Genomic DNA, 16045 nt, shown 5'->3' with positions numbered 1-16045 from the left:
GAGAGAGATCATGGGTGCGCAAAATGGCAAAGACCTTCTGATCAAGGTGGATCTGACCGGAGCCGGGGCGTTTGAAACCGTGGCGGGGCTGCGGGCCACACGCATCAGTTTCAATGCGGAAAGTGTGGATGTGACCTCGCTTGAGAGCCAAGGCGGATGGCGCGAGTTGCTGGCTGGCGCGGGCATGAAATCGGCCGGGATCAGCGGCTCGGGCGTGTTCAAGGATGCCAGCACGGATGAGCGGGCGCGGCAGATCTTCTTTGACGGGGAAACGCCGGACTTCCAGGTGATTATCCCGGATTTTGGGATTGTTGAAGGCGCGTTTCAGATCACGTCGATTGAGTATGCGGGCAGCCACAATGGAGAGGCGACCTATGAGATGGCGATGGCCAGTGCCGGGGCGCTGAGCTTTACGGCGGTGTGATAATGGCCAATCCGTTTGCGGGCGAAGTTGCGCTGACGATCGATGGGCAGCGGCATGTGTTGAAGCTCACGCTGGGTGCTTTGGCAGAGCTGGAAGACGGGTTGGGAGAGGACACGTTGGTGTCGCTGATCAGTCGGTTTGAAACAGGCCAGTTTTCTTCGCGAGATGTGCTCGCATTGATTGTGGCGGGGTTGCGCGGCGGTGGTTGGCAAGGGCGCAGGGCGGAGCTCTTGCACGCGGAGATCGAGGGAGGCGCAATCGAGGCGGCCCGAGTGGCTGCGCAGTTGTTGGTGCGGGCATTTGGGCCTTTGACGGTGACATAGCATGACAGCGTTTGATTGGCCGGTTTTGCTGACCACTGGCGTTCAGCGGCTTGGATTGCGACCAGAGGAGTTTTGGCGCCTGACGCCGGCGGAATTGGCGCTGATGCTTGGACAGGGCGGTGCGGAGACCTCCCTTGCACGGGCAGGGTTGGAACAGCTGATGAGCGCATATCCGGATTCGGAAGGAGCGGCAGGTGATGGAAGAGATTGACAGTTTCGAAGGGCAATTGGACGCACTGGAGGTGAGCCTGGGACAGGCCACGGATATGGTTGCTGGCTTTGACGGGGAACTGAGCAACATGCGCAAGATCCTGGGCGCAGCAGGGCAGGAAGTGGCCTCTCTGGAAAAGAGCCTGAGCAAGGATTTGCGCAAAGCATTCAGCGGGTTGGCCTTTGACGGTGTGAAGCTGTCGGATGCCCTGAAAACTCTGGCGACCTCGATGATGGACACAGCGTTTAACGCAGCGATGAAGCCGGTGACGGATGGGCTTGGCAAGGTTGTGACCTCAGGCATTGGTGGCCTGATGCAAGGGCTGTTGCCTTTTGCCGACGGGGCACCGTTTACGCAGGGGCGGGTGATGCCATTTGCCAACGGCGGCGTGGTGAGTGGACCGGTGAGCTTTCCGATGCGCGGTGGGCGCGGGTTGATGGGCGAAGCCGGGCCAGAGGCGATCATGCCGCTGGCGCGCGGGATGGACGGAAAGCTTGGCGTGCGCAGCCAGGGCGACAGCCGTCCGGTGCAGGTGGTGATGAACATCACAACGCCGGATGTGGACGGCTTCCGCCGCTCGCAAAGTCAGATTGCAACGCAGATGAGCCGCGCCTTGGGGCAGGCCAAGCGCAACCGATAGGAGGCGACGATGAGTTTTCACGAAGTGCGATTTCCAGCCAGTCTGAGTTTTGGCTCCCTTGGTGGGCCTGAGCGCCGCACCGAGGTGGTGACGCTTGTCAACGGTTTTGAGGAACGCAACACGCCTTGGGCCCATTCGCGGCGGCGCTATGATGCTGGCTTTGGTATGCGGTCGCTGGATGACATTGAGACTTTGATCGCCTTTTTTGAGGCACGACGCGGACAGTTGCACGGGTTTCGCTGGAAAGATTGGGCAGACTTCAAGTCTTGTACGGCCTCCAAGGGCATCGACCATCGGGATCAGGCGGTTGCCACGGGCGATGGCGTGACCACAGAATTTCAGTTGATGAAGACCTATCAATCTGGCGCACATAGCTATGCGCGGCCCATTCGCAAACCGGTGGATGGCACCGTCACGGTGGGCTTGGAAGAGGCGCTTTTGCAGGAAGGCGGCGATTTTGAGGTCGACCTGACCACTGGGATTTTGAGTTTCGACACGCCGCCGTTTTCCGGAGCGCAAATCTCAGCGGGGTTTGAGTTTGACGTGCCGGTGCGGTTTGACGCGGACAATATTCAGACCAGCTTGGCGAGTTTCAAGGCGGGCGATCTGCCGAATGTGCCGGTGATAGAGGTGCGGATCTGATGGGGTTTCAGGCGGAGTTATTGGCGCATTTGCAGAGTGGCGAGACCACGGTGGCGCGGGCCTGGGGCATCACGCGCAAGGATGGCGTGACGTTGGGGTTTACCGATCACGATCAGGATCTGAGTTTTGACGGGTTTGTGTTCAAAGCCGCAACAGGGCTGACAGCGAGTGCAATCGAGCAAGGGACAGGGCTGTCGGTAGACAATGCCGAAGCCATTGGCATGTTGTGTGATGCGGCGGTCACGGAGCATGACATTGAGGCCGGACGGCTGGATGACGCCGAAGTTGTCTCATGGATGGTGAACTGGGTCGATGTCAGTGAACGCAGTGTGGTGTTTCGCGGTTCCATCGGGGAAATCCGACGGGCGGGAGGGGCGTTTGTCGCGGAATTGCGTGGGCTGGCGGAAAAGCTGAATGTGCCACGAGGGCGGGTTTATCAGCGGCCTTGTACCGCCGTACTTGGGGATGCCGCATGCCAGTTTGATGTTTCTGATGCAGCCTTTCAGGTGCAGGTCTCTGTGGCGCAGGCGGATCAAGGTCGGATGTTTGATCTAAGTGCGATATCGGGTTTTGACGAAGGATGGTTCACGCGTGGGCAGCTTCAAGTTGTTAGCGGGGCAGCGCAGGGCTTGAGTGGCTTGATCAAGCGGGATTGGGTTGCGGCAGATGGGGCGCGGCAAATTGAGCTTTGGGAAGCGCTGCGGGGGGAAGTTAGTGTGGGCGATGAGGTTTTGCTCACGGCGGGCTGCGACAAGCGGTTTTCTACCTGCCGCAAGAAGTTCTCCAATCTTTTGAATTTTCAGGGATTTCCGGACATTCCGGGCGAAGATTGGATCAAAAGTTATCCCAAAAAGAATGGCGGGAACACCGGCGGGAGTTTGCGCTGATGGACACACTTGGAGAGGCGGTTGTTGCGGAGGCGCGGCGATGGATCGGCACGCCCTACGTGCATCAAGCCAGTTGTTTGGGGGGCGGAGCAGATTGCCTAGGGCTGATCCGCGGCGTGTGGCGTGGGCTTTATGGTGCTGAGCCTGAAGCCGTGCCTGCCTACACCAATGATTGGTCAGAGGCACATGGCAAAGAGGTGCTGTGGCAGGCCGCAATGCGCAACTTGGTTGCCAAGGGTCCAAGGGATGAGGCTCCCGGCGACGTGCTGTTGTTTCGGATGAAGGCGGGGGCCGTGGCGAAACACTTGGGCATTTTTGGGGAGATCGGACGGGAGCCAACTCTGATCCATGCTTATGGCGGACATGCAGTGGTGGAAAGTCCCTTAAGTGGGCCTTGGCGCCGCCGGGTTGTGGCGCGGTTTACCTTTCCGAGGGGCGTTCAGAGCACAGTTGGTGAGAGAGGGTAACGCGTTATGGCTACGTTGATTTTAGCGGCTGCCGGTGCGGCGGTTGGCGGTGCGGTAGGCGGTGGTTTGGTCGGAGTGTCCTCTGTGGCCATTGGGCGGTTGGCTGGGGCTTCCTTGGGGCGTGTGATCGACCAGAAGCTGATGGGAGGCGGCGCCGATGTTGTGGAAACCGGAAAAATCAAACGCTTCCGGCTCACTGGTTCTGCGGAGGGCGCCGCTCAGGCGCGGGTGTTTGGGCGGGTTCGCGTAGCCGGGCAGGTGATTTGGGCCACGCGGTTTTTGGAAACTTACGAGGAAACGGGCGGGGGCAAAGGTATGCGCCAAGCGCCGAGAACCCGCGCCTACAGCTATTCGGTCTCGCTTGCGATTGCTCTGTGTGAAGGGGAGATTTTACGGGTCGGGCGCATTTGGGCGGACGGTGACGAAATTGGCCGCGAGGAGCTGAACCTGCGAGTTTACACAGGCTCTGACAGCCAGATGCCGGACCCCAAAATGGAGGCGGTTGAAGGAGCTGGGACCGTGCCTGCGTATCGGGGGACAGCTTATGTGGTGATCGAAGACCTTGAGCTGGGACGGTTTGGCAACCGCGTGCCGTAGTTCAATTTTGAAGTTGTAAGGGCAACGCCAAAGCACGTTCCCGAAGGCGCCGCCGACTATAGCGAAACGGTGCGGGCGGTGGCCTTAATGCCGGGGACGGGGGAGTATTCTTTGGCAACCACGCCGGTCTACTGCCGACAGGGCAATGGCGAAACAAAAGTGGCCAATGAGCACACGCCGTCTGGCCTGACCAATTTTGTCACATCCCATGAGGACTTACAGGAAGAGTTGCCGAAGTGTGGTGCGGCCTCGTTGATCGTGAGTTGGTTTGGGGATGACCTGCGTATGGCGGATTGCCGTTTGCGCCCCAAGGTTGAAGACGCCGAGGTGGACGGGGACAACATGCCGTGGCGCGTGTCTGGAGTGGCGCGTGGGGAGGCGGAGGTTATCGCCAAGTTGGATGGGCGGCCCGTCTATGGCGGAACACCGACGGACGACGCTGTTGTTCAGGCCATTCGCCACATGGATGAGCAGGGCACCAAGGTGACGTTTTACCCCTTCATTCTGATGGAACAGATGGCAGAAAACGGGTTGCCAAATCCTTGGGACGGTGCGGCGGACCAGCCGGTGTTGCCGTGGCGGGGGCGGATCACGGCTTCAAAGGCACCAGGGCAAAGTGGGTCACCTGATGGGACAGCGCAGGCGGATGCCGAGGTGGCAGCGTTTTTTGGTACGGCAATGGCGGCGGATTTTCAGGTGGGCGCAGACAGCGTGACGTATTCCGGGCCCTCTGAGTGGTCTTACCGGCGTTTTATTCTGCACTATGCGGCGCTCTGTGCAGCGGCAGGGGGCGTAGAAGCCTTTTGTATCGGCTCAGAAATGCGGGGCCTGACACAGGTGCGTGGGGCAACGGGGTTTCCAGCCGTTCAAGCCCTCAAAGACCTTTCGCAAGAGGTGCGGTCTTTGTTGGGGCCGGGGGTGAAACTCGGCTATGCGGCGGATTGGTCAGAGTATTTTGGCTATCACCCGCAGGATGGTTCCGGTGATGTGTATTTCCACCTTGATCCGCTTTGGTCGGACCCTGAGATCGATTTTGTTGGCATCGACAACTACATGCCGCTGTCGGATTGGCGGGACACAGATGTGCATTTGGACAAGGAAGGTTGGCGCGGGCCTCAGGATATCGCCTACCTGAAAGCCAACATAGAAGGCGGCGAGGGGTTTGACTGGTTTTATGCCTCGGCTGAGCCGCGCGAGGATCAGGACCGCACGACGATTTCCGATGGCGCTTACAACGAGCCATGGGTGTATCGCTACAAAGATTTACGGAACTGGTGGGGGCAAGCGCAACATGAGCGGATTGGCGGCGTCCGCCAGGCCACACCCACAAATTGGCAACCCCAGAGTAAGCCTATTTGGTTCACGGAAATAGGCTGTGCTGCCATCGACAAAGGTGCCAATCAGCCCAATAAGTTTCTGGACGAGAAGTCCTCGGAGTCTGCAATCCCGTATTTTTCCAATGGGTTGCGAGAGGATGCTGTGCAGCAGCGATATTACCAAGCGCTTCACGAACATTATGCGGATACGGAGATGAATCCGGTATCCACTGTCTATGGTGAACCGATGGTGGACCGCGATCATATGTTTGCCTGGGCCTGGGATGCGCGGCCGTTTCCGGCTTTTCCCAATGAGCGAGACCTATGGAGCGACGGGGGCAATTATCACAAAGGCCATTGGATAAATGGGCGGGTGAGCAACCGCACGCTGGCTTCAGTGGTGGAAGAGGTTTGCGTGAATGCGGGCATTGCTGATTATGATGTGTCTGGTTTGACCGGCGTGGTTCGCGGATTTGAGCAAGGTGATGTGTCTGATGGACGCGCCGCGTTGCAGCCATTGATGTTGCGACATGGGTTTGATGCGGTTGAGCGGGACGGTGTGCTGCGCTTTGTTATGCGTGGCGATCAGACCGGAAGTGCGGTTGATCCGGAAGAGTGCGTGGACTCCAAAGAGATCGAGGGGGATATTGAATTCACGCGGCAATCAGATGCGGAATTGGCAGGCCGCGTGCGCTTGAACTTTGTGCAGGCGGAACGGGATTTTGAGGTCGTGTCCGAAGAGGCCATCCTACACGACGAGGCGACTTTTGCGGTGGCGCATAGCGAAGTCGAAGAGGTTCTGACGCGAGCAGAGGGGCGACAGACAGCTGAGAGGTGGTTGGCGGAAGCGCGTGTTGCGCGGGATCGCGTGAAACTGGCTCTGCCACCAAGCAAAATGAACATTGGGGCAGGCGATCTTGTCGAGGTTCCTTTGTCAATCGGCGAGACACAGGCGTATCGGATGGATCGGCTGACGCAACAGGGCGCGCAGGTTTTGGAAGGCGCGCGCACGGAGCTGGCGCTGTACAAAACGGCGGAGATGCCGGAGGATGTCGTGCCTAAGAGCCGGTTTGTTGCGCTGGTGCCGGTACAAACGCTGTTTATGGATCTGCCTTTGGTCACAGGTGACGAGCATCCCCACGAGCCGCACATTGCGGTGACAGATCGTCCTTGGCCGGGCGCAGTTGCGGTGTATGCCAGTGATCGCGATGAAGGGTACGCATTGGATTCTTTGGTCGAAGGCAGTGCGATGGTGGGCGTGACGGAAACGCCACTTGTGCGCTCTACACCCGGCATTTGGGATCAGGGCGAACCGCTGCAAGTGCGCATGGTGAACGGTGCGTTGCGCAGTGTGAGCGCACAGGACGTGCTCAACGGGCAAAACCTGGCGTTTATCGGCGATGGGGCTTCCGAGAATTGGGAAGCGTTACAGTTTCAGAATGCGGAGCTGATTGGGGAAGAGCGCTATGCCCTGTCAACACGGCTTCGCGGGCAATTGGGCACAGATGCCCTGGCACCTGGGGTTTGGCCGGCGGGCAGCTGGATTGTGTTCAGATCGTCTCAACTGACGCAGTTGCCACTGGCGCGACATCATCGTGGGCAGGCTAGGTATTTTCGGATTGGTCCGGCGCAACGCGGACTGAATGACCCGAGTTACACCCTTCATTTGGAGAGTTTTGACGGCAATGGCCCGCGCCCCTATGCTCCAGTGCATTTGACACACGTGACCCAAGCCTCCGGCGACATCGACATCACTTGGATACGGCGCGCCCGCTTAAATGCGGACAGTTGGGACGGGTTTGAGGTGCCTCTAGGCGAAGAAAACGAGAGCTATCTGCTACGCGTTCGACGGGAGGACGTGGTCGTGCGAGAGGTGCAAGTATCGGAACCCAAATGGCAATTCCTCGTAAGTGACCAGGCTGCGGTTGGAGGTGTCGCGGGTCTTTCGGTTGACGTTGCGCAAATTTCAGCAGTGTATGGGCCTGGGCCGTTTCGCTCCATTTCTCTGGGGGCTTGAGCCCAAAAGTCCTTGTGCTTCACCAACTTGTGTTTCATTCGATTTGCTTTTTGGCATCTTCACACCTTTGAATTTGCGGCGCTTTGCCTAGGTGGTGTAGACTGGCAGGGAGAAAAGGGGACCAGGATGGCTGAGACGCAACCCAAAGTGACCGAACTTGACCCGGTCTGGCAGCGCATTACGCGAGAAGCGGAAGAGGCGGTAAAGGAAGAGCCGTTGATGGGCGGCCTGGTGCATGCCTGCGTTTTGCACCATCGCACCATTGAGCGTGCGTTGAGTTATCGATTTGCCGCGAAGCTGTCCTCCAACGAGATGTCGATGGTGATCCTGCGAGAGATCGCAGATGAGGCCTTTGCCTCTGATCCGGCGATTGCAGAATCTGCTCGGGCGGATTTGATGGCGATTTATGACCGCGATCCGGCGTGCCATCGTCTTTTGCAGCCGATCCTGTATTTCAAAGGGTATCAGGCTGTGCAGGCCTATCGCATTGGTAATTGGCTATGGCGTCAGGGGCGCACGGATTTGGCGTACTTTATTCAGATGCGTACCAGTGAGATTTTTGGCATCGACATTCACCCAGCCGCCAAGATTGGCAAAGGCATCATGATCGACCACGCGCATTCCATTGTGATTGGCGAGACCGCTGTCGTGGGGGACAACGTGTCGATGCTGCACTCAGTGACGCTTGGTGGCACCGGCAAAGAGGAAGAGGACCGCCATCCCAAAATAGGCGACGGCGTTTTGATTGGCGCCGGAGCCAAGGTGCTGGGCAATATCAAAGTGGGCCACTGCAGTCGCGTGGCTGCTGGTTCTGTGGTGCTGCAAGAAGTGCCGCCATGTTCGACCGTAGCCGGTGTACCTGCAAAAGTGGTCGGCGAAGCGGGCTGTGATCAGCCTGCCGTGAATATGAACCAGGATATTGGTGACTGTAGCAAAGGCTGACAGGTCATTGATTTAAATGGAAAAGGACCGCATGGTGCGGTCCTTTTTGCGTTGTCTGGTGTGTTGTCTCAGGCCAGCATTGCCATTGGGTTTTCCAGATTGTCGACAATGGAATTCAGCAGCTGTGCCCCCAAGGCACCATCAATCACACGGTGATCGACGGACAGGGTTACGGACATCACAGTTGCGACCTCCAGATCACCTTCGGCGTTCACAACCGGTTTCTTGGTGCCTGCGCCGACCGCTAGAATCGCGCCATGCGGCGGGTTGATCACCGCATCAAAGTTGTCGATGCCGAACATGCCGAGGTTGGAGATGGCAAAGCTGCCGCCTTGGTACTCATGAGGGGCCAGTTTGCGATCTCTTGCACGGGTGGCGAGGTCTTTCATTTCCGCAGAGAGTGCGGAGAGGGACTTCATCTCGGCGTCTTTGAGCACCGGGGTGAACAGGCCACCTTCGATGGCTACGGCGACGGCCACATCAGAAGGCGACAACTTCAAGATACGGTCGTTGGCCCAAACGGCATTGGCTTCCGGCACTTCTTGCAAGGCCAACGCACAGGCTTTGATGATAAAGTCATTCACCGATAGCTTTGCACCGCGTTTCTCGAGCTGCTTATTGAGCTGGCTGCGGAACGCCAAAAGAGCGTCCAATTTGATGTCGCGGCGCAGATAGAAATGCGGGATCGACTGTTTGGCTTCTGTAAGACGCGCGGCGATGGTTTTGCGCATGCCGTCCAGAGCAACCTCTTCGAAGTCGCGGTCCGCGTACATTTTGAGGACCGTGTCGGTGTCCGGACCGCTAGGCAGTTTGGTTGCTGGCGCCGGTGCGGATGGTTTTGGCGCAGTTGCCACGGGCTGAGTAGCAGGTGATGCCGTCGCGCCTTCAACATCTGCCTTCACGATGCGTCCCCGTGGGCCGGACCCCTGAATGGTCGCGAGGTCCAAGCCTTTGTTGGCTGCGATGCGTCGTGCAAGTGGCGATGCGAAGATGCGATTGCCGTCTGCCGCTACAGGGGCCGCGGGCGCTGCGGGGGCAGGAGGCTCTGGAACCTCGGAGGTGGCGGATTCAGGTGCACTTTCGCTCACTGCGGCAGGCGTCGCAGCTGGAGTAGCGCCAAGATCATCCGTGCTTTCGCCGTCTTCGAGCAAGATGGCAATAGGCGAGTTCACAGCAACGCCTTCGGAGCCTTCCGGCACCAGGATCTTGCCGATCACGCCGTCCTCGACGGCTTCAAATTCCATAGTGGCCTTGTCGGTTTCAATCTCCGCCAACAGGTCACCAGAGGACACTTCGTCACCTTCTTTGACCAGCCATTTGGCCAGAGTGCCTTCTTCCATAGTGGGCGAGAGGGCGGGCATGAGGATTTCAATAGGCATGTGCGTGTCTCCTCACCGATAGGTCACTTTTTTCACTGCCGTGATGACCTCATCTGTGGTCGTCAGCGCCAGTTTTTCGAGGTTGGCCGCATAAGGCATCGGGACGTCTTTGCCGGTGCAGTTGATCACCGGGGCGTCCAGATAGTCAAATGCGCGTTCCATGATGGTCGCGGACAGGTGGTTGCCGATGGACCCCACCGGCCAGCCTTCTTCCACGGTTACACAGCGGTTTGTTTTCATCACCGAGGCGATCACTGTGTCATAGTCAATCGGGCGCAGCGTGCGCAAGTCGATGACTTCGGCGGAGATGCCGTCTTCTGCCAGTTTGTCTGCGGCCTCGAGGGCGTATTGCATGCCTATGCCGAAGCTGACGATGGTCACGTCAGAGCCTTCGCGCCAGATGCGGGCCTTGCCGAAAGGAATGGTAAAATCATCCATGGCGGGCACTTCGAAGCTGCGGCCATACATGATTTCGTTTTCCAGGAAAATCACCGGGTTTGGATCGCGGATCGCAGATTTGAGCAACCCTTTGGCGTCAGAGGCCGAGTAAGGCATCGCAACTTTGAGGCCCGGTATTTGAGCATACCAGGCGGCATAGTCCTGACTGTGCTGCGCACCGACACGCGCTGCCGCACCGTTAGGACCACGGAACACCATAGGTGCGCCCATTTGGCCGCCAGACATATAGAGTGTCTTGGCTGCGGAATTAACAATTTGATCAATGGCTTGCATGGCGAAGTTGAATGTCATGAATTCAACAATCGGCTTCAAGCCGCCAAAAGCCGCGCCCACTGCGATACCGGCAAAACCATGCTCGGTGATGGGCGTGTCGATGACCCGCTTGCTGCCAAACTCGTCTAGCAGACCCTGGCTGACTTTATAGGCGCCTTGATATTCTGCGACCTCTTCGCCCATCAGGTAGACGTCTTCGTCACCGCGCATCTCTTCGGCCATGGCGTCCCGCAGCGCTTCGCGCACGGTCTGGGTTTTCATGGGCGTGCCTTCGGGCCAATCCGGAGACAAATCCGGCGCTGGCGCGGCTGGGGCGGCTTGAGCAGGCACAGAGGCAGGGGCGTCGGCGGCAGGAGCTGGTGCGCTGGCATCAGACGCTTCTGGAGCTGCCTCAATAGCGCTGACGTCCTCGCCTTCTTCGGCCAGAATGGCGATGGCTGTGTTCACGGCCACACCCTCGCTGCCTTCAGCCACAAGGATTTTGCCAATCACACCTTCATCGACGGCCTCAAACTCCATTGTGGCCTTGTCGGTTTCGATTTCGGCAATGATATCACCGGACTGTACGGTGTCGCCTTCTTTGACCAGCCATTTGGCCAGCGTGCCTTCTTCCATGGTCGGAGAGAGGGCGGGCATGAGAATTTCAGTAGCCATATCTATGTCCTCTCGTTGGCTTATGCGTAGATGTCGGTCCAGAGTTCGGACTCGTCTGGCAGGGGGCTTTCCTTGGCGAAGTCCGCCGAGGCATTCACGACGGCTTTGATCTCTTTGTCGATCGCTTTCAGATCATCCTCAGAGGCGTGTTTGCCGGTCAGGAGCATCTGACGCACGCTTTCGATCGGGTCACGCTCCTCACGCATTTTCTGCACTTCTTCGCGGGTGCGGTACTTTGCGGGGTCGGACATGGAGTGGCCGCGATAACGGTAGGTTTTGACCTCAAGGATGTAGGGACCCTTGCCGGAGCGACAGTGTTTCACGGCGCGTTCGCCGGCGTCTTTGACTGCGAGGACGTCCATGCCGTCGACCATTTCTCCAGGAATACCAAAGGCTTCACCGCGTTTGTAAATGTCCTGTGAGGAGGTGGAACGGGCCTGAGCGGTGCCCATGGCGTATTGGTTGTTCTCGATAACAAACACCACCGGGAGATCCCAAAGTGCGGCCATGTTGAAGGTTTCATAGACCTGACCCTGATTGGCAGCGCCGTCGCCAAAATAGGTGAAGGTAACGCGGCCGTTGTCTTTGTATTTGTCCGCAAAGGCGAGGCCCGCGCCGAGAGGAACTTGGGCGCCGACAATGCCATGGCCGCCGTAGAAATGCTTCTCTTTTGAGAACATGTGCATGGAGCCGCCTTTGCCCTTGGAGTAGCCGCCCTCGCGGCCAGTCAACTCAGCCATCACACCGTTGGCATCCATGCCGCAGGCCAGCATGTGCCCGTGGTCGCGGTAAGATGTGATGCGCTTGTCACCTTCTTCTGTTGCGGCTTCTAGGCCCACAACCACGGCTTCCTGGCCGATGTAGAGGTGGCAAAAACCGCCGATCAGGCCCATGCCGTAGAGTTGGCCGGCCTTCTCTTCGAAGCGGCGGATCAACAGCATGTCGCGGTAGTATTGCGTGAGGTCTTCGCCCGAGACGTTGGGCTTCTTTGCAGCACGTTTTGCCGCCATGGTGGCTCCTCCCAAAGACAAAATGGTTTAGTGTTAAACCATACTTGCAGGAAGGGTAGCGGATCACCGCATGGGTTGCGAGTGGAAAAAGGTCTGTAGTGTCAGGATGTTCGTGGATTTAGCGAATGACAAGCTCGTCAGCGCGGATCATACCAAGCACGTCGCGGGCCTGTTGATCCAGCAAATCAAGGTCCAGATAGCTGTCAGACAGTCGGCGGGTGAGGTTTTCCATATGGGCCACTTCCGCCTGTGCCAGAGCCAGCTCGGCTTCCAGCTGCTGCTTTTCCGCCAGGATCTCCACACGACGGAACAGGCCGTAATCGCCTTGCACAGCGGCGAAGGTGAAGTAGATCGCCAGCGTGAAAGCGATGCCGAAAAACGCAAGCGCGCCAAGGGCCGGTTTGGTGGAAGATGCTGTCATTTTTGCCTCTGAGTGCGGCTTTGCGCCGTCTGATTTCTTTATATCTTAGGTGATTCGCTGTGTGAATCCCTTAACGACAAGTTTTTTCATTTATTTTTGTGACGTGACGGGAATGTTGGCAGGGCGTTTTTCTCCGGTCAGGCTGGGTGCGGGAGGAGCCAGAAATGACCACATCACGGCCGGTGTCACAGTTAGGATCGCATGAGGTTTTTAACCAACCTGAACCGCAGCGGGCGGTGGATCTTTGGGGGCAGGATCACGCGCTAAGAGAGCACGCCACAGCGGCGGGTGCGCGGGTGGATCATTTGGCGCAGGTTGGGGCCGAATGTGGCGGTGAGACGCTAAGACAGGCGGCGGAGGACGCGCGGCGGGATGTGCCGCGGCTCAAGACGTTTGATCGGGCTGGACGGCGGGTGGATGAGGTGGAGTTTCACCCCGGCTACCACGCGGTGATGCAAGCGGGCTTAGAAGCGGGCTATGCCTCTGCGGCTTGGGACGGGCAGGCTGGCGGGCATGCGACCCATGCGGTGCTGACCTACTATATGGCGCAGCTGGAGCCGGGCGTGGCCTGTCCATTGACGATGACTTACGCGGCTGTGCCCGCGCTGCGGCATCAGCCGGATCTGGCAGAGGTTTGGACACCGCGTTTGACCTCAGGTGTTTATGATCCCCGCACCACGCCGATTGGCGCCAAACAAGGCGCGACGCTGGGCATGGCGATGACCGAAAAGCAGGGTGGCAGCGATGTGCGGGCCAACACCACCAAAGCCAGTCGCGATGGCGAGGCGTATCGACTGAATGGGCACAAATGGTTCTGTTCCGCTCCAATGTGTGACGGGTTCCTGACGCTGGCGCAGGCCGAGGGCGGGCTCACTTGTTTTCTGGTGCCGCGCTGGCTGGAAGGGGAGCGCAATGGCATTCGTATTCAACGGCTTAAGGACAAGCTGGGCAATAAGGCCAATGCCAGTTCTGAGATTGAATATCACAATGCGCTGTCCTACCGCGTCGGCGAAGAGGGCGCGGGGGTGCGGACCATTATCGAAATGGTGCATCACACGCGTTTGGACACGGTGTTGGCTCCGGCAGGGTTGATGCGCGCGGCGGTGCAAGAAGCGCATTGGTGGGTGGCGTCACGCTCTGCGTTTCAAAAGCGCTTGATCGACCAGCCGCTGATGCGGTCTGTGTTGGCCGATTTGGCGGTGGACACTGAGGCAGCTTTGTCGGTGGGCATGTTCCTCGCAGGTGCTTTTGATCGCGACGATGTGGAGAGCCGCGCTCTGGCGCGGATTGGCGTTGCCTTGGCGAAATACCTCAACAACAAACGCTGTATTGGCGTGATTGCGGAGGCGATGGAGATGCTGGGGGGCATGGGCTACGTCGAGGAGACGCCGATGCCGATGCTTTATCGTGAAGCGCCGCTCAATGGCATCTGGGAAGGCTCCGGCAATGTGATTTGTCTGGACGTCTTGCGGGCGCTGGTGAAGGAGCCAGAAGCGTGCGAAGCGCTGCGCGCAGTGCTGACATCGGTGACCGGATCAGATCCGCGGTATGATGCGGCTTTGAAGGTGCATTTTGAGCGCTGGCCGGGGCTTCCCCATGAGGCGGAGGCGCGGTGGTTTGTGGAAAGCTTGGCGGTGCTTTTGACCGCGGCGAGCCTGATTAAAACCGCGCCGTCGGAGGTGGCGGAAGGCTATGTCAGCTCGCGGGTTGCAGGGGATCGCGGGGCGTTTCCCGGGGCCGTGCGCGGCATGGATGTGGACGCCATCATTGCGCGGTTGGGGTAGGGCGTTAACCGGCTAAATTGTGCCAAATTTCACGTCGGTATTTTGTCTGTATCGCGACTGTTTTGCGGAGGTGCGTGTTTTGCGCGTGCCAAATGTTGCGTTTGTGAAGGCAGCGGGCGGTGGGCTAGGCGGATTGAAACGATGCTCTCCGCATGGAGGCGTTTGATGCGCACCTTCTGAGTGATGGACCGGTTGCAAGGAATGCTCTACCCTAACAAGAAATTTACCTTCAACGGGCCGTGCCTATGCTTGGCCCAAATCGTATTTTTTGAAAGGAATAGCCTTCATGAGCCTGTTTAACCCTGTTCAGACCTTTGTGACCGGATTGACCGCTGCGGCGGCACTTTTCGCGGCGTCGATGAGCTTTGCCGCGGATGACACCGTTCTGCCGACCTCTGGTGACAATGTGGAGACCTATTTGAGTTCAAAATACTGGACGGTCTTCAAGAACAACACGCGGCAGTCCTGTTTCATTGAGTGGCGCAGCGAAAACAGCGTGGTGCAGGCGGGTCTCACCATGGCGCAGGACGCTGCCTATTTGGGAGCCTTTGTCAAAGGCGAAGCGCCGGCGGACGGGGACCGCGAGATTGCGATTGTGGTGAATGGCAACATCTACTCGGGGACGGCGTCGTCTGTGTCCCAGACCGTTTCTGGCGGCTTCACCGGCGGTTACATCGTTTTTGACAACCCGCAGTTTGTGGTCGATCTGGAAAAAGCCCGCGAGTTTGTGGCATTCCAAGGCTCGCCGCGGGCTGTGACCGTGAAGCTCAAAACACCCAAAAATGCAATTGAACGGGCGCAGGAGTGTATGGCGAAGTTTTGAGATCGGTTTCCGAAATCATCTGAACCTTTGAATATCGGTGAGATCAATCAAAACGGACTGTCGGTTGTCATCAAACCGAGTGGGCACAACTTGTAAGTCGTGCTCGCTTGGTCCTTTTTTGACGCGTCCCCATAGATCAAAATGCGTGCCGCGACAGGGATCAAAAAAGCCGCCAAAATCCCCCGCATCGGCCAAGGTGACGCAGCCGATGCCACCCATGTCCACCGGGCTGATCACAAGCCATTCGAGATATGTGAATTGCTTGGGGTCCATGTCCGCTTCGAGTGATCCGTCCTGCAGGCTCTCCAGTATGTCGTCATACGCAAGGCTGGAATCCCACTGAACCAGCGCGGTTGCCATTTGTGGCAGGCTGCGCCGCCAGATCACCACTGGTTTCCCGTTAAAGCCGCTGAAAGCCGTGTCTCCGGGAGCCATGTCGACGACCGATATTTGGTGCAAGTTGGCGTTGGTTTGCGCCGTCACATCTGCGGTGGGGGTCGCGCTGTTCGCCGAGTAGTAGAGCCCAGTCGCCACTGTGGCAAACAGCCACCCTGCGGTGAGGTAATAGAGCGCGTTGTTTTTGTTGATCATAAAAACTCTGGCTTCTTTAAAGTCACTGGCGGCGTTATCCCCATATAACGCTTAAGTTGAGTTTTGAGAATACGTGGCGACGGCGTAGAGGAAGGTGTTCCTTGCCTTTTGTCGCGTATTTTCCCTCTCGCCCCTCCCAAAAATCTCTGCCACACTTCTTGGCAATGAATTTGGCACATAGGCCG

17 protein-coding genes are annotated in these 16045 nt (G+C 58.1%); 12 read left to right on the top strand and 5 right to left on the bottom strand.

The window, feature by feature from the left end; all coding sequences use genetic code 11:
• Positions 1-10 precede the first annotated feature (10 nt).
• The 10 genes from MK208_RS06600 (at position 11) to cysE (ending at position 8466) form a co-directional block, all read left to right on the top strand.
• A complete protein-coding gene (locus MK208_RS06600; RefSeq protein ID WP_294115103.1) occupies positions 11-424 on the top strand; it encodes a phage major tail protein, TP901-1 family in 414 nt (137 codons plus the stop codon).
• Between the two features lie 2 nt (positions 425-426).
• A complete protein-coding gene (locus tag MK208_RS06595) occupies positions 427-747 on the top strand; it encodes a gene transfer agent family protein (protein ID WP_294115101.1) in 321 nt (106 codons plus the stop codon).
• 1 nt (position 748) lies between these two features.
• Positions 749-958 (top strand): rcc01693 family protein, encoded by a 210-nt coding sequence (locus tag MK208_RS06590; protein ID WP_294115099.1) that lies wholly within the window; start codon positions 749-751, stop codon positions 956-958.
• Positions 945-1598, top strand: a complete 654-nt coding sequence (locus MK208_RS06585; RefSeq protein WP_294115097.1) for a phage tail tape measure protein — start codon at positions 945-947, stop codon at positions 1596-1598. The genes MK208_RS06590 and MK208_RS06585 overlap by 14 nt, the downstream gene beginning before the upstream one ends.
• Before the next feature lie 9 nt (positions 1599-1607).
• Positions 1608-2240 carry a DUF2460 domain-containing protein gene (locus MK208_RS06580; protein WP_294115095.1) on the top strand — a complete coding sequence of 211 codons (633 nt, stop codon included), beginning with the start codon at positions 1608-1610 and terminating at the stop codon, positions 2238-2240.
• Positions 2240-3127: a DUF2163 domain-containing protein gene (locus MK208_RS06575; RefSeq protein ID WP_294115092.1), complete on the top strand. Its 888-nt coding sequence runs from the start codon at positions 2240-2242 to the stop codon at positions 3125-3127. Before MK208_RS06580 ends, MK208_RS06575 begins: the two co-directional genes overlap by 1 nt.
• Positions 3127-3594, top strand: coding sequence for a peptidase (locus tag MK208_RS06570; RefSeq protein WP_294115090.1), 468 nt, complete (start codon positions 3127-3129; stop codon positions 3592-3594). The genes MK208_RS06575 and MK208_RS06570 overlap by 1 nt, the downstream gene beginning before the upstream one ends.
• A gap of 6 nt (positions 3595-3600) precedes the next feature.
• Entirely contained in the window at positions 3601-4191 is a 591-nt protein-coding gene (locus MK208_RS21075; RefSeq protein ID WP_366010605.1) for a hypothetical protein, read from the top strand.
• Between the two features lie 111 nt (positions 4192-4302).
• Positions 4303-7524, top strand: coding sequence for a glycoside hydrolase/phage tail family protein (locus MK208_RS06565; protein WP_366010603.1), 3222 nt, complete (start codon positions 4303-4305; stop codon positions 7522-7524).
• Positions 7525-7650: 126 nt separating this feature from the next.
• Complete coding sequence (cysE, locus tag MK208_RS06560; protein WP_294115087.1) at positions 7651-8466, top strand: serine O-acetyltransferase; 816 nt, start codon at positions 7651-7653, stop codon at positions 8464-8466.
• 68 nt (positions 8467-8534) lie between these two features.
• Here the strand turns inward: cysE and MK208_RS06555 are convergent, their stop codons facing one another.
• The 4 genes from MK208_RS06555 to MK208_RS06540 form a co-directional block, all read right to left on the bottom strand.
• On the bottom strand, positions 8535-9845 hold the full coding sequence (locus tag MK208_RS06555; protein ID WP_294115085.1) for a pyruvate dehydrogenase complex dihydrolipoamide acetyltransferase: 1311 nt from the start codon (positions 9843-9845) through the stop codon (positions 8535-8537).
• Between the two features lie 12 nt (positions 9846-9857).
• Positions 9858-11231 (bottom strand): pyruvate dehydrogenase complex E1 component subunit beta, encoded by a 1374-nt coding sequence (locus MK208_RS06550; protein WP_294115082.1) that lies wholly within the window; start codon positions 11229-11231, stop codon positions 9858-9860.
• Between the two features lie 20 nt (positions 11232-11251).
• Positions 11252-12241, bottom strand: a complete 990-nt coding sequence (gene pdhA / locus MK208_RS06545; RefSeq protein WP_294115080.1) for a pyruvate dehydrogenase (acetyl-transferring) E1 component subunit alpha — start codon at positions 12239-12241, stop codon at positions 11252-11254.
• Positions 12242-12359: 118 nt separating this feature from the next.
• On the bottom strand, positions 12360-12662 hold the full coding sequence (locus MK208_RS06540) for a septum formation initiator family protein (RefSeq protein WP_294115078.1): 303 nt from the start codon (positions 12660-12662) through the stop codon (positions 12360-12362).
• A 164-nt stretch (positions 12663-12826) separates the two neighbouring features.
• Between MK208_RS06540 and MK208_RS06535 the strand changes: the two genes are divergently transcribed.
• Entirely contained in the window at positions 12827-14446 is a 1620-nt protein-coding gene (locus MK208_RS06535) for an acyl-CoA dehydrogenase family protein (RefSeq protein ID WP_294115076.1), read from the top strand.
• Positions 14447-14732: 286 nt separating this feature from the next.
• Positions 14733-15269: a hypothetical protein gene (locus MK208_RS06530; protein WP_294115075.1), complete on the top strand. Its 537-nt coding sequence runs from the start codon at positions 14733-14735 to the stop codon at positions 15267-15269.
• Positions 15270-15284: 15 nt separating this feature from the next.
• Here the strand turns inward: MK208_RS06530 and MK208_RS06525 are convergent, their stop codons facing one another.
• Positions 15285-15860 carry a ubiquinol cytochrome C oxidoreductase gene (locus tag MK208_RS06525; RefSeq protein WP_294115073.1) on the bottom strand — a complete coding sequence of 192 codons (576 nt, stop codon included), beginning with the start codon at positions 15858-15860 and terminating at the stop codon, positions 15285-15287.
• Positions 15861-16045 lie beyond the last annotated feature (185 nt).

Source organism: Shimia sp., assembly GCF_022448905.1.
Classification (GTDB): domain Bacteria; phylum Pseudomonadota; class Alphaproteobacteria; order Rhodobacterales; family Rhodobacteraceae; genus Shimia.
Note: the sequence above shows the minus strand (reverse complement) of the source record. Positions and strands in the feature narration are given on the sequence as shown.

Bases quoted from the DNA above. Each gene is read 5' to 3' on its own strand.
- MK208_RS21075 (WP_366010605.1), top strand. From the start codon at position 3,601: ATGGCTACGTTGATTTTAGCGGCTGCCGGTGCGGCGGTTGGCGGTGCG.
- MK208_RS06570 (WP_294115090.1), top strand. From the start codon at position 3,127: ATGGACACACTTGGAGAGGCGGTTGTTGCGGAGGCGCGGCGATGGATC.
- MK208_RS06530 (WP_294115075.1), top strand. From the start codon at position 14,733: ATGAGCCTGTTTAACCCTGTTCAGACCTTTGTGACCGGATTGACCGCT.
- MK208_RS06555 (WP_294115085.1), bottom strand. From the start codon at position 9,845: ATGCCTATTGAAATCCTCATGCCCGCCCTCTCGCCCACTATGGAAGAA.
- MK208_RS06540 (WP_294115078.1), bottom strand. From the start codon at position 12,662: ATGACAGCATCTTCCACCAAACCGGCCCTTGGCGCGCTTGCGTTTTTC.
- MK208_RS06575 (WP_294115092.1), top strand. From the start codon at position 2,240: ATGGGGTTTCAGGCGGAGTTATTGGCGCATTTGCAGAGTGGCGAGACC.
- MK208_RS06590 (WP_294115099.1), top strand. From the start codon at position 749: ATGACAGCGTTTGATTGGCCGGTTTTGCTGACCACTGGCGTTCAGCGG.
- MK208_RS06580 (WP_294115095.1), top strand. From the start codon at position 1,608: ATGAGTTTTCACGAAGTGCGATTTCCAGCCAGTCTGAGTTTTGGCTCC.
- MK208_RS06595 (WP_294115101.1), top strand. From the start codon at position 427: ATGGCCAATCCGTTTGCGGGCGAAGTTGCGCTGACGATCGATGGGCAG.
- MK208_RS06585 (WP_294115097.1), top strand. From the start codon at position 945: ATGGAAGAGATTGACAGTTTCGAAGGGCAATTGGACGCACTGGAGGTG.
- MK208_RS06600 (WP_294115103.1), top strand. From the start codon at position 11: ATGGGTGCGCAAAATGGCAAAGACCTTCTGATCAAGGTGGATCTGACC.
- MK208_RS06550 (WP_294115082.1), bottom strand. From the start codon at position 11,231: ATGGCTACTGAAATTCTCATGCCCGCCCTCTCTCCGACCATGGAAGAA.
- MK208_RS06535 (WP_294115076.1), top strand. From the start codon at position 12,827: ATGACCACATCACGGCCGGTGTCACAGTTAGGATCGCATGAGGTTTTT.
- cysE (WP_294115087.1), top strand. From the start codon at position 7,651: ATGGCTGAGACGCAACCCAAAGTGACCGAACTTGACCCGGTCTGGCAG.
- pdhA (WP_294115080.1), bottom strand. From the start codon at position 12,241: ATGGCGGCAAAACGTGCTGCAAAGAAGCCCAACGTCTCGGGCGAAGAC.
- MK208_RS06525 (WP_294115073.1), bottom strand. From the start codon at position 15,860: ATGATCAACAAAAACAACGCGCTCTATTACCTCACCGCAGGGTGGCTG.